This is a genomic window from Synechococcus sp. W70.1 (assembly GCF_047461515.1).
GTDB lineage: Bacteria > Cyanobacteriota > Cyanobacteriia > Thermostichales > Thermostichaceae > Thermostichus.
Window position 1 is genome coordinate 1 of record NZ_JANSHH010000032.1, and the last position, 19,453, is coordinate 19,453.

The 19,453-nt window shown below is 60.4% G+C and carries 21 protein-coding genes; 14 read left to right on the forward strand and 7 right to left on the reverse strand.

The annotated features are described in order from the left end of the window. Nucleotides 1-107 precede the first annotated feature (107 nt). A complete protein-coding gene (gene aroB, locus NW808_RS07985) occupies nucleotides 108-1,232 on the reverse strand; it encodes a 3-dehydroquinate synthase (RefSeq protein ID WP_414420849.1) in 1,125 nt (374 codons plus the stop codon). Nucleotides 1,233-1,399: 167 nt separating this feature from the next. On the opposite strand from aroB, the gene psbE reads away from it, so the two are divergent. From psbE to NW808_RS08015, 6 genes are all read left to right on the forward strand, one after another. Next, nucleotides 1,400-1,645, forward strand: a complete 246-nt coding sequence (psbE, locus tag NW808_RS07990) for a cytochrome b559 subunit alpha (RefSeq protein WP_414360519.1) — start codon at nucleotides 1,400-1,402, stop codon at nucleotides 1,643-1,645. Nucleotides 1,646-1,707: 62 nt separating this feature from the next. Then, nucleotides 1,708-1,857: a cytochrome b559 subunit beta gene (gene psbF, locus NW808_RS07995; RefSeq protein WP_414395558.1), complete on the forward strand. Its 150-nt coding sequence runs from the start codon at nucleotides 1,708-1,710 to the stop codon at nucleotides 1,855-1,857. Between the two features lie 6 nt (nucleotides 1,858-1,863). Continuing rightward, nucleotides 1,864-1,989, forward strand: coding sequence for a photosystem II reaction center protein L (locus NW808_RS08000; RefSeq protein WP_414395556.1), 126 nt, complete (start codon nucleotides 1,864-1,866; stop codon nucleotides 1,987-1,989). A gap of 118 nt (nucleotides 1,990-2,107) precedes the next feature. Beyond that, nucleotides 2,108-2,227 carry a photosystem II reaction center protein J gene (locus tag NW808_RS08005; protein WP_414410832.1) on the forward strand — a complete coding sequence of 40 codons (120 nt, stop codon included), beginning with the start codon at nucleotides 2,108-2,110 and terminating at the stop codon, nucleotides 2,225-2,227. 493 nt (nucleotides 2,228-2,720) lie between these two features. After that, on the forward strand, nucleotides 2,721-3,191 hold the full coding sequence (locus NW808_RS08010) for a photosystem I reaction center protein subunit XI (protein WP_414395552.1): 471 nt from the start codon (nucleotides 2,721-2,723) through the stop codon (nucleotides 3,189-3,191). 38 nt (nucleotides 3,192-3,229) lie between these two features. Continuing rightward, a complete protein-coding gene (locus NW808_RS08015) occupies nucleotides 3,230-3,343 on the forward strand; it encodes a photosystem I reaction center subunit VIII (protein ID WP_414395550.1) in 114 nt (37 codons plus the stop codon). A gap of 274 nt (nucleotides 3,344-3,617) precedes the next feature. Here NW808_RS08015 and NW808_RS08020 read toward each other — a convergent pair whose 3' ends face one another. The 3 genes from NW808_RS08020 to NW808_RS08030 are packed head-to-tail and all read right to left on the reverse strand — an operon-like array spanning nucleotide 3,618 to nucleotide 6,080. Further along, on the reverse strand, nucleotides 3,618-5,183 hold the full coding sequence (locus NW808_RS08020) for an Hsp70 family protein (protein WP_414420850.1): 1,566 nt from the start codon (nucleotides 5,181-5,183) through the stop codon (nucleotides 3,618-3,620). After that, complete coding sequence (locus tag NW808_RS08025; protein WP_414420851.1) at nucleotides 5,183-5,746, reverse strand: helix-turn-helix domain-containing protein; 564 nt, start codon at nucleotides 5,744-5,746, stop codon at nucleotides 5,183-5,185. The genes NW808_RS08020 and NW808_RS08025 overlap by 1 nt, the downstream gene beginning before the upstream one ends. 49 nt (nucleotides 5,747-5,795) lie before the next feature. Further along, nucleotides 5,796-6,080 carry a hypothetical protein gene (locus tag NW808_RS08030; RefSeq protein WP_414420852.1) on the reverse strand — a complete coding sequence of 95 codons (285 nt, stop codon included), beginning with the start codon at nucleotides 6,078-6,080 and terminating at the stop codon, nucleotides 5,796-5,798. Nucleotides 6,081-6,498: 418 nt separating this feature from the next. Here NW808_RS08030 and trpB point away from each other — a divergent pair, with 418 nt between their 5' ends. The 8 genes from trpB (at nucleotide 6,499) to NW808_RS08070 (ending at nucleotide 16,038) form a co-directional block, all read left to right on the forward strand. Beyond that, on the forward strand, nucleotides 6,499-7,761 hold the full coding sequence (gene trpB / locus NW808_RS08035) for a tryptophan synthase subunit beta (protein ID WP_414420853.1): 1,263 nt from the start codon (nucleotides 6,499-6,501) through the stop codon (nucleotides 7,759-7,761). A 74-nt stretch (nucleotides 7,762-7,835) separates the two neighbouring features. After that, the gene (locus NW808_RS08040; RefSeq protein WP_414420854.1) at nucleotides 7,836-8,576 is read left to right on the forward strand and encodes a pantothenate kinase; all 741 of its coding nucleotides are present in this window, start codon (nucleotides 7,836-7,838) and stop codon (nucleotides 8,574-8,576) included. Nucleotides 8,577-8,611: 35 nt separating this feature from the next. After that, on the forward strand, nucleotides 8,612-9,748 hold the full coding sequence (aroC, locus tag NW808_RS08045) for a chorismate synthase (RefSeq protein WP_414410827.1): 1,137 nt from the start codon (nucleotides 8,612-8,614) through the stop codon (nucleotides 9,746-9,748). A gap of 12 nt (nucleotides 9,749-9,760) precedes the next feature. Continuing rightward, entirely contained in the window at nucleotides 9,761-11,197 is a 1,437-nt protein-coding gene (gene radA, locus NW808_RS08050; RefSeq protein WP_414420855.1) for a DNA repair protein RadA, read from the forward strand. 374 nt (nucleotides 11,198-11,571) lie between these two features. Continuing rightward, on the forward strand, nucleotides 11,572-12,642 hold the full coding sequence (gene plsX / locus NW808_RS08055; protein WP_414420856.1) for a phosphate acyltransferase PlsX: 1,071 nt from the start codon (nucleotides 11,572-11,574) through the stop codon (nucleotides 12,640-12,642). Nucleotides 12,643-12,647: 5 nt separating this feature from the next. Continuing rightward, a complete protein-coding gene (locus NW808_RS08060) occupies nucleotides 12,648-13,655 on the forward strand; it encodes a beta-ketoacyl-ACP synthase III (protein ID WP_414420857.1) in 1,008 nt (335 codons plus the stop codon). Nucleotides 13,656-13,672: 17 nt separating this feature from the next. Then, entirely contained in the window at nucleotides 13,673-14,554 is an 882-nt protein-coding gene (gene fabD, locus NW808_RS08065; protein WP_414406145.1) for an ACP S-malonyltransferase, read from the forward strand. Nucleotides 14,555-14,625: 71 nt separating this feature from the next. Then, nucleotides 14,626-16,038 carry a phosphoglucomutase/phosphomannomutase family protein gene (locus NW808_RS08070; protein WP_414420858.1) on the forward strand — a complete coding sequence of 471 codons (1,413 nt, stop codon included), beginning with the start codon at nucleotides 14,626-14,628 and terminating at the stop codon, nucleotides 16,036-16,038. 41 nt (nucleotides 16,039-16,079) lie between these two features. On the opposite strand, the gene NW808_RS08075 is transcribed toward NW808_RS08070, so the two are convergent. The 3 genes from NW808_RS08075 to NW808_RS08085 form a co-directional block, all read right to left on the reverse strand. Continuing rightward, complete coding sequence (locus tag NW808_RS08075; protein WP_414406132.1) at nucleotides 16,080-16,472, reverse strand: VOC family protein; 393 nt, start codon at nucleotides 16,470-16,472, stop codon at nucleotides 16,080-16,082. A gap of 123 nt (nucleotides 16,473-16,595) precedes the next feature. Further along, entirely contained in the window at nucleotides 16,596-17,963 is a 1,368-nt protein-coding gene (gene thiC / locus NW808_RS08080) for a phosphomethylpyrimidine synthase (RefSeq protein ID WP_414395526.1), read from the reverse strand. 160 nt (nucleotides 17,964-18,123) lie between these two features. Continuing rightward, on the reverse strand, nucleotides 18,124-19,452 hold the full coding sequence (locus NW808_RS08085; RefSeq protein ID WP_414406133.1) for a nitrate/sulfonate/bicarbonate ABC transporter ATP-binding protein: 1,329 nt from the start codon (nucleotides 19,450-19,452) through the stop codon (nucleotides 18,124-18,126). Nucleotide 19,453: the final 1 nt, after the last annotated feature.

Sequence of the window (19,453 nt, forward strand, 5' to 3'; positions counted from 1 at the left end):
AGGGGTAAGCTCTGCCACTAGCTACGGGTCGTGGAAGCAGGAAGAAAGCGTCAACTTGGAGCAAAAGTCCGCTTTTGTCCAGCGTTGTATAAGTCTTTCAGAGCGGTTCAAGAGGTTTCCGTCATCGAAGCCAGAGCAGCCTGCACATCGGCTAGCTCAACTTGATCGGTCAGCTCCGCTTGGCCAATCCGGCGCGGCAAGACAAAGCGGATCCGTCCTTGTTTAACTTTTTTGTCGGCCTGCATGACCTGCAAGACAGCCTCCCAAGGGATCCCGGCAGGCCAGTGGCTGGGCAGCCCTGCCCTCTCGATCAGGTGCCGCTGCCGTTCGGCTTCGGTGGCACTCCACCAGCCTAAGCGACGGGCAATCTCCCCGGCAGCTACCATGCCGATGGCGACAGCCTCCCCGTGTAGGTAGCGGCGGTAGCCGGTAACGGTTTCTAGGGCATGGCCAAGGGTGTGGCCGTAGTTGAGAATGGCCCGCAAGCCCCCTTCGCGTTCGTCCTGCTGCACCACCCAGGCTTTGCACTCGGCACAACGCCGCAGCAGATAGTGCAAGTCTGAGGGGGCAAAATCGGTGTAGCGGCCTAGCCTGGGCTGCTTTTCCAGAAACTCAAACAGGTCGGCGGCCTGGATGACACCGTATTTGATCACTTCGGCCAGGGCAGAGGTAAACTCCCGCCGGGGCAGGGTCTGCAACACCGTTGGATCCATCCACACCAGGCGCGGCTGGTAGAAGGCCCCAATGAGATTTTTCCCACCAGGATGGTTGACGCCGGTCTTGCCGCCAATGGCCGCATCCACCATGGCCAAAAGCGAAGTGGGCACCTGCACCCAAGGGATCCCGCGCAGCCAAGTGGCAGCGGCAAACCCAACCATATCCCCGATGACCCCGCCTCCCAGGGCAATGAGAGTGGAAGAGCGCTCCAGGCCAAAGCTCAAGGCGGCGTCGTAGATCCTGGCCACCGAGCGCAGGGTTTTGTAGCGCTCGCCAGCAGGCAAAAGAAAAAGATGGGCAGCAAATCCTGCTTGTTGCAGGCCCTGCATCAACTTTTCGGCAAAGTGCTTGGCAATGCCCGGATGGCTCACCACCAGCGCCTTGCCGGCAAGTCCTCTGGCTCGCATCTGCGATCCCAAGTGGATGAGGTTGTGGCCCCTAGGGCCTTCTGGAGATTGGATGACGATGTCGTAGGAGCCGTGGGGAAGCTTGACAGGAATCAGACAGGGATCCATGGGCGGGGAATCCAGGGTGGCACGCTCTGTTACTTCACCTTCTCCCACCTGCAGGTTAGGACGGGATCCGGCTTTAACTTGTAGTTGTGTCTCGAAGTCCTTATGATTGAGGTATAGCCTCAAAAAGTTCAAAAAGCGCTTTTGCCCCTACCGCAGGGAGGAGTTTCATGGCTGGCAACACCGGGGAACGACCTTTTGTTGACATTATTACCAGTGTCCGCTACTGGGTCATTCACGCCCTGACCATTCCCGCCTTGTTTTTGGCAGGCTGGCTTTTTGTGAGCACGGGCCTAGCCTATGATATTTTTGGCACGCCGCGCCCCAATGAGTATTTCACTGCAGAGCGTCAGGAGTTGCCCATTGTAAGCGACCGCTTCAACGCTCTTGAGCAGCTGGAGAGGTTGACGCGCTAGAACGGGGTGAGGGCAGCAACTTCGCAACTGTTACAGTTTGTAAAAGAGGCAAGGTCTGAGCGATGGCAACTAAACCAGTTACTAAACCTGATGCTGACGAGCCTGTTTTTTACCCTGTTTTTACTGTCCGCTGGCTGGCAGTGCATACTTTGGCCATCCCAACTGTTTTCTTTCTGGGAGCCATTGCGGCAATGCAGTTTATTCAACGGTGAACCCCTATGGCTGATCAACCTGAAAAGAACCCTAATACCCAGCCGGTAGAGCTAAACCGCACCTCCCTATACCTGGGCTTGTTGTTGGTGTTTGTGCTTGGCCTGTTGTTTTCTAGCTACTTTCTCAACTGAAGCGAGGGTCATCCCTACTTCTAACAGTTGAGGAAGGACTGCAGGGATCAGTGCAAACCCGTTTTTGCTGGAAGCTAGGAGTGTAATCTCCTTTCGGTTCTTTTGGAGGTCAGTTGCTATGACCAGTCAAGCAAGGATCCCCCTGTGGATAGTGGCTGTGGTTGTTGGGCTGGGGGTGATTACGGTGGTTGGACTCTTCTTCTACGGCTCCTATACCGGTCTTGGATCGTCGGTGTAGTTTAGATTAGAGAAATAGGGAAGGGCGAGGAGCAGTAAGCCTCGCTCTGTCTCCTTCTACCTCGCGTGAAGGGGAAGAGTGGCCGTGCGGCGCAGCTCGCCGTCCTGTCTTATCCAGTGGGGTGGCACGGCGTCGTTAGACCAGAGCGCAAAGGTCAACCTTTGCGTACCTTTATTTTGGAGTGCCCCTTGGCTTGATTTATGGAGGGGAGGATCTCGCGGTAGGAGCCGTATTCTTTTGACCTAGCTGCACTTCAGCTAGGTTTTTTTACAGGATCCTAGAAACACCTGGGCAGCAGTGGTGCTGGGAAAAGCTATTTGCCTAGGAAAAAGTCAAGGACTGGGGAGGCGCAGGCAAAAACGGATCCCTTGATGAGGGTCTATATCTCTGTTAAGCGAGCATGAACTTTTTTAACGATCCGGACGGCGGCTGCTAGGAGGAGAGCTGAGGCCCCGTAGAATGAATCCCAAAATTCCAGGCAGGATCTTCGGACATGGATTACGTTCGCACCTTCAATGACGATCCCTGCGAGGGGCATCTTTCAACGCCCATTAGCGATTCTCCTGTCACCCGTCTGTTTATCAACAATCTTGCCATTAACCGCCGCGGCCTCTCTCCTCTGCTGCGGGGGCTGGAGATTGGCTTGGCCCACGGCTACTTCCTGGTGGGGCCGGAGATTCTTCTAGGCCCGCTTCGCGATTATCCTGGGGCAGCCAATTTGGGCGGACTGGTTACGGCAATGGCCATTGTGCTGTTGGGAACCGCCTGTATGTCGGCCTATGGCAGCGTTACCTTTGGAAACAAGCCAGAAACGCCAGGAGCTAATCCTTTGTCCACAGCCCGCGGCTGGGGGGATCTAACAGCGGGGTTCTTCCTGGGAGGTATGGGTGGTGCCTTTGCTGCCTACTTCCTTTTGGAGAACTTTGCCGGGATCGATGCCATCTTCCGAGGACTGGTGAATTAGTTGTCAAGCTTGTCAAGGCACTGGAGGGGAGCAAGACTATGACCGGTTCTTACGCTGCCGCTTACCTTCCTTGGATTTTCATCCCCATTGTTGGTTGGCTGCTGCCGGCAGTAGCCATGGCTGTGCTCTTTTTGTACGTTGAGCGCGACTAACTCTAGTCTCGGTGGGTCTTGGAAGAGGGATCCCTAGCTAGGGATCCCTCCCTTTTTGGCAGGAGGGTGGACTTTGGCAAAACGGCTGTTTCACCATGGAAAAGTTGCTGCTGGTAGAAGGCCAAAAGCTAAAACTGGGTTCTCAACACCATCGTCCTAACCAAGCCAAAAAGCAAGGTTACAATACCCGTTTTCTGGGCGGCCTTGGCGGCGCTGGCGTTCCCACCGCTGGCTCACCAGGAAACCCAGGCAAGTCCGGGCCGGGTAGAATTCTCTAACTCAAGGTGGCTACGGGCTGAGCTTCTACCAAAAGCTGCTGAGTCTGCAAGTCGATAATGGTGGCTAGCAGGCGTCGCGAGGCGTCGATGGCAAATTCTACCCGCAGGCGGTCTTCCCCGACTCGCCCAGGGGGCTGCAGGCGGGCCAGGCAAGCTGGCTCAGTACCAGGGGTCAGGGATCGGAAATCGGTTTGCCGGGTAAGTTGGCGGCTGCTCATGCGCCCCAGCTCGTCGTAAACCACCTCGGCTTGGGCCACTTGGGCCACTTCCCCCACATCGAGGCGAACTTCGGTCTGGCCGTCGTTGGCCACCTGCAAGATCAAGGGCTCGGAGCGCCGGCAGGGGTAGGGGCTGCCCCGCTCGAACAAAGGGTAGTAGATATAGCTTTTTTGCAAGGGATCCCAGAGGCGGATGGCGTAGCTGTGGTGGAGGCGATCCTCCAGCTTCACCTGGCAGCCCACCTGCAGGGCGCCCAGGGCCACGGCATCGAAGGGGCGTTCGCAGCGGACTTTCTTTTTGCCGAAGTAGGAGCGGAGCAGCTCTTGGACTGCCGGCAGTTGGGAGCTCCCTCCCACCAGAAGCACTTGCTCAATTTGGCTTTTGGCCAACCCCCTTGCTTGGGCGGTGAGGAGGACATCGTCTAGGGACTGGCGGATTTGATCCAAGAGCTGGTGGGCTTCTAAAATCTCCTCTAGCGCCTGCCGATCCAAGCGCAGCTCATAGGCGGTCAGGGCCTCGTCGTCAAACCAACTGCTCACGGCCTCGGGCTGAGTGGAAAGGGCAATCTTGAGCTGCTCTGCCTGCTCCAAAAGCGTAATCCAGCTCAGGGCCCCAAGCTGCTGTCGGCTCAACCCCAGTTGTCCCAGCAGGTATTCGGCAATCCAGATGTCGATGTCCACCCCGCCTACGTAGGCATCGGCTTTGGCAATCACCTCCGCCTTGAGAACGGAGTTACCTGCCTGGGGGGCCAGGGTGCGCACTAGGCTGAGATCCAAGGTGCCGCCGCCGAAATCCACCACTAGCACCACGGATCCCGGCTGGCCGACCGCATAGCCCAGGGCAGCGGCAGTGGCCTCGTCCACGATTTGAATGGGATCCCAGCCACAGGCGCCGGCCACCCTCCGCAGCCAGTTCAAGTAGCGCTCAAAGGAGCCGACAGGGGCTGTAAACACCACCTGTTGCGGCTGCAGGCCCTCCTTCTGGACAGCTTCCATCACCGCCTGCAAAAAAGCCTGGGCCACCCTCTCAGCGTCGTAGCGCTCCCCATCCAGAACTCGCGGCGGAGGCACAAACTCTGCTACCAACTCCCGCTTGAAGCCCTGAAACAGCCGCTGCGGATCCACCGCTCCCCAACGACCAGCGCGCACGGTTTCCCCTACGAGGAGCTGGTTTTTGCCCTTCACATAGACCAAGCTGGGAATGGCCGAGTGGGCTTGCTCCTGCCGGGAAAGACCGGGAAAGCTGAGCAGGCGGGGCGCTGCTTGGACGGGATCCCAAACTGCCACCACCGTATTGCTGGTCCCAAAGTCAATGGCTAGCGTCGCTTTGGAGACAGGTGCCATCAGCTCCATCCTCCGGGCAGAGAGCGGCTGACTTTGGCAGGGCAGAGAATATAGTCTCCCCGGCGATAGCCAACAAAGCGGATGTAGACGGGATCCCCTGGCCGAATATCCGGCTGATCCGGCTGGTGCAGTTGCGGGTCGAAGGGGACAGATTCAAGAGGGCTGCCGATGGGCTCATACCCCCAGTGCTGCAGCAGGGCATCCAAGGAGCGAAAGAGAGCCGTTACGTTTTGGGCCGGCCAATCGGGCTTGCGGCGGGCGATTTCGCGAACGGTGGGGTAGCTAGTAAGCAGCGGCTGCAGCAGGGAGAAGAGGACTTCTGGGGAATCGGTGGATCCCATTTTGTCATGTCCGTTTAGGCGCAGCAGGAATCCCAAATCCCACTGCAGGGCGGCAGCCAGCTTTTGTAGTTGCTCCAGACGCAGGGATCCCCACTTCCCCTGGCGCACTTGATCGAGGGCACGGCGGCTGATCCCTGCCCGTGCTTGCAAGGCCCGCCATGAGAAGAGGCCAACGGCCTGCATGCGTTCCTGCAGCCAATTGTCCAGCGGTCTCTCGGCCATTGAATTTTGCCAGGGATCCCTACGATCATGCCGCAACTTGGGTTTGGGCTCAGGGATCCACAAGGCTCAGGGAACGGCTTATAGCTTCCACATCCCGGTCGTAGCGCTCGCGCCGGTTGGCCGGGTACACGAATTCAAAGCCGGCTTGCAGGGAAGGTCGGACAAGCTTTTTGAGGTAAAAAATCCGCTGACCGTCTGGTTCGTAGCCAGAGATCACCAAGAAATCCCGACCGGCAACTTGGTAGGTAACCCGGCGTCGGATGATCGGCTGCGGCGCAGCTCTTCTTGCAAGGCGCTGGCAGGCGTTGCTTGAAAGACGTTGTAGCCGCCCCAAGCGCGCAGCTCAGCTCCCGATTCCCGATAAATACCTGGCCGTCGCTGTTGTCAGCTTCCCCTTGGGGGATAAAGTCTGCCGGGTAGTCGATGCGGTAGCCAAAGCGGGCATTGATGTAGGGTTGAAAACCTAACTGGGCTGAGATTCCCTCACCAAGCTGAGCCCAGCAAGCAGACAGGCTAGGCACGCGGCAGATCTTCTTAACAAGGACTCCGTCCCGCTAACGCGATCGGTAGCCCTCTCCATACCCCTAAGTGTAGGCTGCTCTTGGAGAAGGCTGCGCCCAAAACCAAAATCCGAGGACTCCGGAAATCTTTTCCCTACAAAGAGGTCGGCCCATCTCCTTCCTGAGAGTTCTGTAGAATTGGGGAAGTTTATCTCCTATTGCCGGCTGCCAAACTCCTGCTAACCCTCTGCCATGACCACGACTTCCCCAGCTACTGCTGCCCATCCTGCTGCTTTGGATCCCCTTGACCCGAGGGTGCGTCCGGATCCCCAGGGCCGGTTTGGGCCGTTTGGGGGCCGGTTTGTGCCGGAAACCCTGATGAGTGCCCTCACAGAGCTGGAGGAAGCCTTTGAGCGGCATTGGCGGGATCCCGACTTTCGCGCCGAGTTTCACAGCCTACTGCGGGACTTTGTCGGGCGGCCCAGCCCCCTTTACTTTGCCCAGCGGCTTACCGAGCACTACGGCGGCCCCCAGATCTACCTGAAGCGGGAGGATCTCAACCACACCGGTGCCCACAAGATCAACAACGCCCTTGGCCAAGTGCTGCTGGCGGTGCGCATGGGCAAGCGAAGGATCATTGCCGAGACTGGCGCTGGCCAGCATGGGGTGGCCACGGCAACGGTGTGTGCTCGTTTTGGGCTGGAATGCGTCATCTACATGGGGGCAGTGGACATGGAGCGGCAGGCCCCCAATGTGCAGCGGATGCGCCTGCTGGGCGCTGAGGTAAGGGGGGTCGAATCAGGCACAGCCACCCTCAAAGACGCCCTCTCCGAGGCCATCCGCGACTGGGTAACCAACGTGGAGACCACCCACTACGTCATCGGCACGGTGGCCGGACCCCACCCCTACCCGAAGCTGGTGCGGACCTTTCACGATATCATCGGCCAGGAGACGCGGCAGCAGTGTCAAGAGAAATGGGGAAGCCTGCCGGACGTGCTGCTGGCCTGTGTAGGCGGCGGCTCCAATGCCCTGGGGTTGTTCAACGAGTTTGTTCAGGATCCCCAGGTGCGGCTTATCGGCATCGAGGCTGCCGGGGAGGGCTTGCACACCTCCCGCCATGCCGCGACCCTCAGCCGCGGTCGCATTGGGGTCTTGCACGGGGCCATGAGCTACCTGCTGCAAGATGAAGAGGGCCAGGTGCAGGAGGCCCATTCCATCAGCGCTGGCTTGGATTACCCCGGTGTGGGGCCGGAGCACAGCTACTTAAAGGAGATTGGGCGGGCTGAGTACTACGCAGTTACCGACGACGAGGCGGTGGAGGCGCTGCTATTGCTGTCGCGCCTGGAGGGAATCATCCCCGCCCTAGAGACGGCCCACGCCCTGGCCTACCTGAAGACCCTAGCCCCTCAACTTGGCCCCCAGCAGCGGGTAGTGGTCAATTGCTCTGGGCGGGGCGACAAAGATTTGAACACCGTTTTCAAGTACTTGCAGCAGCGGGGGCGCAGCCTAGCCTAGGGTCTCGCCTAGAGGGACTCAAGGCGCCTACTGAAAATGGCAGCTTGCCGGGCCAATGGAAGCAGAGCCGTTGCATGAGTTCTAAGGCCCAAGCAGACTTGTGGCTAGCCGCCGTGCTGGGCAACACCCATGTGCGCTGGGGCTGGTTTGCCGGAGAGAACCTAGTCAAGGTAGAGCAGTTTCCCACCCACCAGCCCTTGGCCTGGCCAGAAGAGACGGAGCTGTGGCTAGCTGCTGTCGGCTCTGCCCCTTTGCCGCCGGCATCTCCTTGGGTGCATTGCCTGGAGTTGTCGCAGGTGCCGCTGCGGGATCCCTACCCAAGCCTGGGGCTGGATCGGGCACTAGCTCTGTGGGCCGCTGGGATCCGCTACGGCTGGCCCTGTTTGGTCATCGACGCCGGCACTGCTTTAACCCTGACGGGAGCTGACCCTGAGGGATCCCTGGTGGGAGGGGCAATCCTGCCTGGCCTAGGGCTGCAGGCGCAAGCCCTAGCCGACCACACCGCCCGACTGCCCAAAGTGCAGTGGGATCCGGCAGATCCCTTGCCCCCCCGCTGGGCCAGGGACACCGTGGCCGCCATCCACAGCGGCATCCTTCATACGCTGCTAGCGGGATTGCGGGAGTTCCTTGCCGACTGGCGCCGCCGCTTTCCCCAAGGCCCGCTGCTGCTAACTGGCGGCGATGGCAAGCTGCTCTATCCCCACCTGCGCCCCCTCGACCCAGAGCTGCGCTGGGATCCTCACCTGGTGTTGTGGGGAATTGCCAGCTGCCGTCAGTTGCACCGCGCCGCCCAGCAGTTGCCTAGGGCAGAATAAAGCTATCAGCACAGGGGGATTTTCAACGGGATCCCATGGCCAACGGCAACACCTTCGGCGTCCTGTTTTCTGTCACCACCTACGGGGAGTCCCACGGTGGGGCGGTGGGGGTGGTGGTGGACGGCTGCCCACCGCGGCTGCCCCTGAGCGAGGCCGACATTCAGGCAGAGCTGGATCGGCGCCGTCCCGGCCAGAGCCAAATCACAACTCCCCGCCAGGAAGCCGACCGCTGCGAGATCCTCTCTGGCGTTTTTCAGGGCTTTACCCTGGGCACGCCCATCCACATCCTGGTGCGCAACCAGGACGCCCGCCCCCAGGACTACAGCGAAATGGCCACCACCTTTCGCCCTTCCCATGCCGATGCCACCTACCAGGCCAAGTACGGCATCCGCAACTGGCAGGGGGGAGGACGGGCCTCAGCGCGGGAGACCATTGGCCGGGTGGCTGCCGGAGCCATTGCCAAGAAGATCCTGCGCCTGGCGGCAGGGGTGGAGATCCTGGCCTACGTGCAACGGGTCAAAGACGTGGAGGCCCAGGTGGATCCCAGCTCAGTAACAGCCGAGCAGGTGGAAGCCAACATTGTCCGCTGCCCCGACCCAGAAGCAGCGGCGGCCATGATCCAGAAAATTGAAGCAGCAGCACGGGAAGGGGATTCCCTGGGGGGAGTGGTGGAGTGCGTGGCCCGCCATGTGCCCCGCGGCCTGGGCTGCCCGGTGTTTGACAAATTGGAAGCCGACCTGGCCAAGGCGGTGATGTCCCTGCCCGCCAGCAAGGGGTTTGAGATTGGGTCGGGATTTGCCGGCACCTACCTGACCGGCAAGCAGCACAACGACGAGTTTTACATGACTCCCAGCGGCTGGCGCACCCGCAGCAACCGCTCCGGCGGCATCCAAGGGGGCATCAGCAATGGCGAAGACATCGTCCTGCGGGTGGCCTTCAAGCCCACTGCCACTATTCGCCAGCCCCAAAACACCGTTACCCTCGACGGCCGGGAGACTGTCTTGGCGGCGCGGGGACGCCACGATCCCTGTGTCTTGCCGCGGGCAGTGCCGATGGTGGAGGCGATGGTAGCCATAGTTCTCTGCGACCATCTGCTGCGCCACCACGCCCAGTGTGGATCCCTGGTCTTGCCGGAGGTGCCCCTTCCTGTCACCGCCGCTTCCCAAGGCTAGGAGTTGCCAGCCATGGCCAAGACCAAAACCGTCTGGGAGTGCAGCCAGTGCGGCGAGCGCTATCCTAGGTTTTTTGGCCGCTGCGACAACTGTGGCGCCTGGAACACGCTGACGGAGGTAGTCGTCACCTCCTCCCCCAAGTCTAGGCCCCTGCAGCGTCTTGTTCCCCCGCCTAGCCGCACCAACGGGATCCCCCAGTTAGCTCTCCCCATCACCCAGGTGTGCTCGGATCGCCACCCTCGCCTTTCCTCTGGCTTTGGCGAGTTTGATCGGGTGCTGGGGGGTGGCATTGTGCCGGGATCCCTGGTGCTCATCGGCGGGGAGCCAGGCATTGGCAAGAGCACCCTCCTGCTGCAGACTGCCGCGCATCTAGCCAAGCACAAGCCCACCCTGTATGTGTCGGGGGAGGAGTCAGCCCAGCAGATTAAGCTGCGCGCCGAGCGGCTGGGGGTAGAAAGCGAGCAGCTCTACCTCTTGGCCGAGACCGAGCTGGAGGCCATTGTGGCCGAGATCCAGGCCCTACAGCCGCAGGTGGCGATCATCGACAGCATTCAGGCCATCTTCTGGGGGCAGCTCAGCTCAGCACCGGGATCCGTTTCCCAGGTGCGGGAATGCGCCGGCCTGTTGATGCGAGTGGCCAAGAAGCTGGGGGTGGCCCTGCTCATCGTTGGCCATGTAACCAAGGATGGATCCCTGGCCGGGCCCAAGGTGTTGGAGCACCTGGTGGATACAGTTTTGTACTTTGAGGGGGATCGCTTCCAGAGCCACCGCCTGTTGCGCGCCGTCAAAAATCGCTTTGGGGCAGCCCAGGAAATTGGCGTTTTCGAGATGACTGCCTCTGGCTTGGTGGAGGTGGACAATCCCTCGCAGCTTTTTTTAAGCAGTCGGGATCAGGTTACGCCGGGAACAGCTACTATCGTCGCCTGGGAGGGCACTCGCCCCTTGGTGGTAGAGGTGCAAGCCCTAGTCAGCCCCACCAGCTACAGCTCCCCCCGCCGCACTGCTACGGGCATCGAGCTCAACCGCTTCCTACAGATCTTGGCAGTGCTAGAAAAACGGGTAGGGATCCCGCTTTCCAAGTACGATGCCTACGTCGCCTCCGCCGGGGGCATCCAGGTGGCCGAGCCCGCTGCCGACTTGGGGGTGGCCGTGGCGGTGGCCGCTAGCTTCCGGGATCGCCAGGTGGATCCCTTCACCGTCGTGATTGGCGAAGTGGGCCTGGGAGGACAGGTGCGCCCGGTGGCCCAGTTGGAGCAGCGCCTCAAGGAAGCGAGCAAGCTGGGCTTCCGCCACGCCATCATCCCCAACAGCCCCGTCTTGGCCGATGCGGGCCTGCGCCTGAGCCGAGTGCAGCGGCTGCTGGAGGCTCTGCTGGTGGCTCTGCCTAGCTCCGAGTCCGAAGCCCCACCTTGCCTTGTTGCTGAAGCCAGCTATGGGAGAACGTCCTAGAATGGAGGTTTACGAACGGCAACCAGATCCCTGGGCAGGTGGGCACACGATTAGCGTTGGCGAGGGATCGAGCTATAGCGCTGGTAGCCCTGTTTCTCTTCGTGGTGTACCTCATCGTCTCCAGCGTGAACGCCTAGGCAGAGCGATAGCTGCTCTTCCTAGGAAATCTGACCAAGAGGCTCCGAGTTAGCAGCCTGTAGGTGACTGCCCTATCGCTGTAGGGGGCAAAGCCGCCCTGGGGCAGGTGGCCAGGGGGCAGGGCTTTGGATCCAGTTTTTTGGTAGAATTCGGTAGCCCCTTGCGGCTGACGGGATCTAGAGAGCGGCGATCCGCAAGGTCGGCTGACTAAAAGGGTTGCAGGGTGAGGTCAACTCGTGCGAATTGCGGTTGATGCCATGGGGGGCGACTACGCTCCCGCGGAGATTGTCAAGGGCGCCCTACTGGCCCAACAGCAGCTGCAAGTGGAGATTGCACTGGTAGGTCGGCTAGAGGCCCTCGAGCCTTTTTTACCCCGGCCCCTGCCGCCTAAAGTTGCCCTCGTGCCTGCTGAGGAAGAGGTGGGCATGGCCGAAGAGCCTCTGGCGGTGCGCAGAAAGCCGAAAGCCTCCATCAACATTTGCATGCAGCAGGTGCGCGCTGGGCAGGCGGATGCAGTGGTGGCTGCCGGCAACACGGGTGCGGCAATGGCGGCCGCTTATCTCCACTTGGGTCGCCTGGCAGGGATCGACCGCCCAGCCATCGCCGCCCTTTTGCCTACCCTCAAAGGAAAGCCGGTGCTGTTGCTGGATGTGGGTGCCAACGTGGATTGCCGGCCCCGCTTTTTGGAACAGTTTGCCCGCATGGGATCCCTCTACTGCCAGTGCGTCCTGGGGATTGAGAAGCCGCGGGTCGGCCTGCTCAACATCGGCGAGGAACCCAACAAGGGCAACGATCTAGCCCTAGCCACCCACCAGCGCCTGGCCCAGTTGCCAGGGATCCACTTTGCCGGCAATGCGGAGGGGCGAGACGTGTTGACCGGGGACTTTGACGTGGTGGTCTGCGACGGCTTTGTCGGCAACGCCCTGCTCAAGTTTGCTGAAAGCGTCGGCCAGGTGATCACTCAGGTGCTGCGGGAAGAGCTGCCCCGGGGCTGGCGCGGCAAGCTGGGTTGCTGGCTGCTCCAGCCTAACCTCCAGCAGGTAAAGCGGCGCATGGACTACGTGGAGTATGGGGGCGCCTTGCTCCTGGGGGTTAACGGCATCTGCGTCATTACCCACGGCAGCTCCAAGGCGCCAATGGTGTACCACGCCATTCGTCTAGCCAAAGAGGCGGCAGAGCAGAAAGTCTTGCAGCGACTGCAGGCGGAAATGGTTGACCCTCGCGAACCTGAAGCCAGCACCGAGCAGCGCCCTGGGAACACCTCCGGTCCCTTGCCGTTGGGATCCCTAGAGCGAGGGGAAGGGTAGTGCCCATGCCCAACAACCGCCTCCCCAGCGTACGCCTAGTGGGGGTAGGGGCTGCTCTTCCGGATCCCTGCCTGAGCAACGATGACCTGAGCCAGATTGTTGCCACTTCTGATGAGTGGATTTGGCCTCGCACCGGCATTCGCCAGCGGCGCATTCTGCCCCCGGAGCTGAGTGTAGTGGATCTGGCGGCCCAGGCGGCAAGAGCTGCTCTGGATCAAGCTGGGATCCTGCCGCAGGAGCTGGACTTACTTCTGCTAGCCACTTCCACCGCTGTCGATCGCTTTGGCTCGGCCCCGCGGGTGCAGGCAGCCCTGGGGGCAAGTCGGGCAGTGGCCTTTGACCTAACGGCAGCTTGTACGGGGTTTGTGTTTGCGGTGGCCACGGCGGCCCAGTTTCTGCAAACTGGGCTGTACCGGCGGGCGCTGGTGGTGGCAGCCGATGTGCTCTCTCGCGCCGTCGACTGGACAGACCGCGCCACCTGCGTTTTGTTTGGGGATGGAGCAGGGGCAGTGGTGCTGGAAGCGGGAGAGGTGGGAGCCGATGGGATCCTCAGCATTGAGCTGCGCAGCGATGGCAAGGGCAGCGAGCTACTTAGCTTGGCCATGGCCACTGAAGCTAAGCCCCTGGTGGGATCCCTGCGGGTGGGGCAGTACCGCTGTTGCCCCATCGTCATGAACGGCCGCGAGGTCTATAAGTTTGCCGTCCAGGCGGTGCCGGAGATTATCGAGAAAGCCCTCCTTCAGGCTGGGATTCCAGCCGAGGCAGTCCAGGGCTACTTCATCCACCAGGCCAACCAGCGCATCCTCGATGCCGTGGCCAAGCGCTTGCAGCTGCAGACCCAGCAGGTGGCCAGCGTCCTGGAGCGCTACGGCAACACCTCAGGCGCCTCGATCCCCATTGCTCTAGCCGAATGGATTGGTCAAGGGCGGTTTGGCCATGGAGATCTGGGGGTGATGGCGGGCTTTGGCGCCGGCCTCACCTGGGGGGCCATTGTCTTTCGCTGGGGCCGATGAGCTCGGGAGGGGTGGTGATGACCATTGCCTGGATCTATCCTGGTCAGGGATCCCAAGTGGTGGGCATGGGAAGGGATCTCCAAGACTGGCCAGGAGCTGCCCAGAAGTTGGCTTTGGCGCGGGAGGTGCTGGGGTGGGATCCCTTGGCCCTTTCCGAAGAGCAGATCCACCAGACCCGCTATACGCAGCCAGCCTTGTTTACCGTGTCGGCCCTCTTGAGCGACTACCTCTATGCCCAGGGCCAGACGCCTGGCTGCACTGCTGGCCACAGCCTGGGGGAGTACAGTGCCCTCTATGCCGCTGGAGTGTTTGATTTTGAAACCGGCCTGCGGCTGGTGAGCCTACGAGGCCAACTGATGGAGCGGGCAGGGGATCCCCCTGGCAGCATGGCAGCGGTGATTGGGTTTGATCGCACCAAGCTGGAGCACCTCTGCCAGATGACCCCCAACGTTACCATTGCCAACGACAACAGCCCAGAGCAGGTGGTAATCAGCGGCTCGGTGGAGGGGGTGCAGGCTGTCTGTGAGCAGTTGCAGGCCAAGCGCACCGTTCCCCTCAAAGTCAGCGGCGCCTTCCACTCCCCTTTTATGCAGGCAGCAGCAGAAGAGTTTGCCCACCGGTTGCGGGAAGTTGAGTTTCAGACACCCCGGGTGCCGGTCTATAGCAATTGCACCGCCACGGCCAGCCGCGATCCCCAAGCCCTCAAACAGGCGCTGCTGGCCCAGATGACAGCCCCTGTGCGGTGGCGAGAAACGGTGCTGCAGATGGCTGCCGACGGCGTTCAAGAGGTGTGGGAGATTGGCCCTGGCAACGTGCTGACGGGCTTGGTGAGGCGGACAGCGCCCAGCTTGCGACGGCGCAACATCAGCAGCCTCAGCGACTACCCAGCGGGCAGCTAGAGCCCAAAGCGTTGGGATAGAGGCGGCTACTTCTGTGCTATGTGTAGTCGAGGGGGACGTTAGGGGCAACCATGGCAGGCAACTCCATTCGCTTTGGCACCGACGGCTGGCGAGCAGTCATTGCCGAGGGCTTTACGTTTCAGAACTTGGCCCTTGCCGCCCAAGCCAGCGCCCAGGTGTTGGCCCGCACCTATCCTGGGGAAGGGATCCTCATTGGCTACGACAACCGTTTTCTCTCTGAACGCTTTGCGGCCCACGCAGCTGAGGTGGTGGCTCGACTGGGGATCCCCGTCTACCTCTCCGCCTGTGCGGCCCCAACGCCGGCCTTTAGTTGGGGAGCCAAAGAGCAGGGCTGCCATGGCGCCCTGGTAATTACCGCCAGCCACAACCCACCCCACTATTCCGGCCTTAAGGTCAAAGGTGGCTTTGGCGGCTCTGTGCCCCCGGAGGTCACCGCTGCCATTGAGCGGGAGCTGAGTAGCCTGCAGCCCCTGGGATCCACCCGCGCCCCTATTCACACCTGGGATCCCTGGCCCGGCTACCTGGCTCAGCTTAGTCGCTTTGTGGATCTAGAAAAGCTTAGAAGCTCCCCAGCCAAGATCTGGGTGGATGTCATGTTTGGTTCCGGCGCCGGTGGCCTCAAGCGGCTGTTGGGGGAGAAGGTGATTGAATTGCAGGCGCGGCGGGATCCCTTGTTTGGCGGAGTCTCACCGGAGCCGCTGCCGCAAAACCTGCAGGCTTCTGCCCAGCTCATTGCCGCCGATCCTGCCCCCTTGAAAATCGGCTTGGTCTTCGATGGCGACGCCGACCGCATTGCCGCCCTCGACGGACAAGGCCATTTTCTCAGCCCCCAGGTGCTCATCCCCATCCTCATCGACCACTTGGCAGGGCGGCGCGGGCTGCGGGGGGAAGTCGTCAAAACCCTCAGTGGCTCGGAGCTGTTTGTCAAGGTGGCCGGGCGCTATGGCCTGCCGGTTACGGAAACACCCGTGGGCTTCAAGTACATTGCCGAGCGCATGCTGAGCACCCAGGTGTTGCTGGGGGGAGAGGAATCGGGTGGCATTGGCTACCTGGGCCACATCCCCGAGCGGGATGCCCTGCTTTCGGCGCTGTACTTGATCGAAGCCGTTACCGAAACCGGGCAAGACCTGAGCGCCCTCTACAGAGCTTTGCAGGAACGAGAGAGGTTTAGCTCGGTTTACCAGCGCCGCGACCTGCCCCTAGGGGATCAAAGTCAACAAACCCAGCTATTCCAACGGCTGCAGAGGGATCCCCCGTCTGAGATTTTGGGACAGAAGGTGATCAAGCATTTCGACAAAGACGGCCACAAGTTTACGCTTGCCGACGGCAGTTGGGTGATGATCCGCGGCAGCGGCACTGAGCCCCTGCTGCGGCTGTATGCGGAAGCCCAAACCGCGGAAGCAGTGAACCATCTTTTGGATTGGGCGGCTGGGCTGCTCAGCAAAAAGGTGGGAGAAAACTGAGGCCTCCCACCATCTCTACTTCCAGAGTTTGCGCCACCGTTTCAAGCAGTTGCTTCCGTTGTCTTGGCCTTGGCTCGGTCAAAAGTGCCTGGCGGCTCGTAGACAAATTCAAACAGGTTGCCATCGGGATCCTTGCCATAGAAGGAGGCGGTGCCATCTCGGTGGGTGTGGATCTCGCCCACCGGGATCCCCTGGGATTGCAGGCGCCGATGGTGCTCCTCCAGCTCCTCCCTAGTGCTGAAGACAAAGCCAAAGTGGGGCCCTGCCGCCCGGTAGCCTGGACCCAACAGCGCCAGCCCGTCGTCCCCAGCTTTCATGTAGGCCCAGTCGGGATCCTTCCAGACATTGACCATCCCCAACTTTTCGTAGAACTCTACCGCTTTGGAGACGTCTCCGACACGGATGGCAACATGTCCCAGTTGCCTAAGTGCCATATCCTCCTCCCTGCTCAATCCCTATAGCCCAGCATAGCCTGCGCAGGGGATCCCCTTCTCCCCAGGAACGGGGAACTCTGTTTGATACAGAGCTAACCTTGCTCCTATGCAGATAACCGGCGCTTATCCCATTGGCTGCTTGGCCAAGAAGCGCTCTAGTTCGTCTAAGGCCTCTGCATCCATTTTGGTTTGCATGGGGCAGAACTTAGGCCCGCACATCGAGCAAAACTCTGCCGTTTTGTAGATATCTGCCGGCAAGGTCTCGTCGTGGTATTCGCGAGCTCGCTCTGGATCTAGGGACAACTCAAATTGTCGATTCCAATCAAAGTTATAGCGGGCTCTAGCCATCTCATCGTCGCGATCCCTGGCCCCAGGCCGATGGCGGGCAATATCCGCAGCGTGGGCGGCAATCTTGTAGGCAATGAGGCCATTGCGCACGTCCTCTGCATTGGGTAAACCCAAGTGTTCTTTGGGGGTGACGTAGCAAAGCATTGCCGCCCCATACCAACCGGCCAAGGCCGCCCCAATAGCAGAGCTGATGTGGTCGTAGCCGGCAGCAATATCAGTAACCAAAGGTCCCAAGACGTAGAAGGGAGCCTCGTCGCATTCCTCCATTTGCTTGCGCACGTTAAACTCAATTTGATCCATCGGCACGTGCCCTGGCCCTTCCACCATCACCTGCACATCGTGCTCCCAGGCCATGCGGGTCAACTGGCCCAGGGTTTTTAGCTCGGCCATCTGGGCCTCGTCAGAGGCATCGTGCAAGCATCCTGGTCGCAAGGCATCGCCCAGGCTAAAGGAAACGTCGTATTTCTTGAAGATCTCGATGATGTCGCGGAAGCGAGTATAAAGCGGATTTTGCTTGTGGTGGACCAACATCCAACGGGCTAGGATCCCGCCGCCGCGAGAAACAATGCCCGTTAGCCGGTTGCGCACCAGCGGCAAATGTTGAATGAGGATCCCAGCATGGATGGTCATGTAGTCCACCCCTTGCTGAGCCTGCTTTTCGATAATGTGCAAAATATCCTCTTCTGAAAGCTTTTCGACATTGCCATGGACGCTTTCTAGAGCTTGGTAGATGGGTACCGTGCCGACAGGAATCGGCGAGGCTTGGATAATGGCCGTGCGAATTTCATCCAAATTGCCGCCGCCGGTAGACAGATCCATAACCGTGTCGGCGCCGTATTTGATGGCCAACTTTAGCTTTTCCAGTTCCTCAGCCAAGCTGGAAGAGGTGGGGGAAGCGCCGATGTTGACGTTGACTTTGCAGCGGGAAGCAATCCCAATGCACATCGGCTCGAGGTTGGTGTGGTTGATGTTGGCGGGGATGATCATGCGACCCCGAGCTACTTCCGAGCGGATGAGTTCCGGGGGCAGCTGCTCCCGGCGAGCCACATACTCCATCTCTTCGGTAATGATGCCCTGGCGGGCATAGTGCATCTGAGTAACGTTTGCTTGCCCACGACGGCGGGCCACCCATTCGCTGCGCATGGCCTAACTCCGGTGCTTGCTTGCCTACGCTGGTACGAATCAGATCAGGTTCTGAGGAGGGGAGCCCCCAGATACCTCTAGCGTGCTGTGATCCTATCACCGAATTTCGGGACTTTCCGAAATCTAACAAAGGCTCAGAGGGAACGTTGAGGCCAACGGGCTATTGCGCAGAGGAACTCTCGCCTGGCTCCGGCAGGTAGAGTCGGTCTTCTGAGGCATCGTATTCAAAGAGCTCTGCATAGCGGCCCCAGTCAATGGCAGTGGCAAACTGCCGCTCGGCCTCTTCATGCGGGAAATGCTCGTCCCAGAGATCCAAGAAGAAGTCCGCCCGCATGGAGCGGCTGTTTTTTTCTTCCAGAGTCTGCAGGATGCTGCGGAACACGGGCACCCGTGCCAGTAGCTGTTGCCGGAAGAGATCCTTGCTGCGCAGGATGGTGGTGTTGGCAAAGTCTTGGCCAATCTCGGTGAGTTGGACCACCCTGCCGGTTACCTCGGCAAAGCCCAACAGCACTGCTGCATCCAGAATCGGCAGCAGGTCGTCTACTGCCAGTTGCAGCCGTTCAGCCAGCTCGGCAATTTCCACTCTTGCCTGCGGCCATTCCACAATGAGCTCCAGCAGACCGCTGATGCCGCCCACCCGCGCGTGGGGTAGGGGCAAGGCGTAGGGAGAGGGGGCCCTGGGGACAGCCACCTCACTGGTTACCGGGATCTCCGGATTGGTCATGATCTCGTAGATGTAGTCCACCAGGGACTTAAATCGGGGATCCGTACGTTCATGGGGTCGCGGCAGGTCGATTTTCACCTCTCCCCGGATCCGCCCTGGTTTGGAGCCCAGGATCACTACCCGATCCGCCAAAAACACCGCCTCTTCGATGTTGTGGGTCACGATGAGAATGCTCTGAGAAGGAAAGGCGTGGGTGTTCCACAGCTCGTCGATCTCCCCCCGCAGGTTCTCCGCTGTCAGCACGTCCAGGGCGCTGAAGGGCTCGTCCATGAAAAGCACCTTCGGCTCCAAGACAAAGGCGCGGGCAAAGCCCACTCGCTGCTTCATGCCCCCCGAGAGTTCCTTGGGGTAGGCATTCTCAAATCCATCCAGCCCCACCAGGTCGATGGCCTTGAGAGCCTTTTGCCGCCGGATCTCGCGCGGGATCCCTTGCGCTTTTAGCCCCAGCTCCACATTTTCTTGTACTGTCAGCCACGGCAGAAGGGCAAAGCTTTGAAACACCATGGCCACGTCGGGGTTGGGGCCGCGCAGGGGTCGGCCATTGCTCCACACCTGCCCTTGGCTAGGGGGGATCAAGCCTGCCATGATGCGCAGCAGGGTACTCTTGCCGCTGCCGCTGCGGCCCAGCAGAGCCAAGACTTCCCCTGCCCGCACCTCCAAATCAATCTGGCTTAAGACTGTAAACTCTCCCTTGCCCTCGGGCAAAGGAAAGCGCTTGTAGACGTTCTCAACCTTAATCAAAACAGGGGAAGTTGCCGAGCTCATA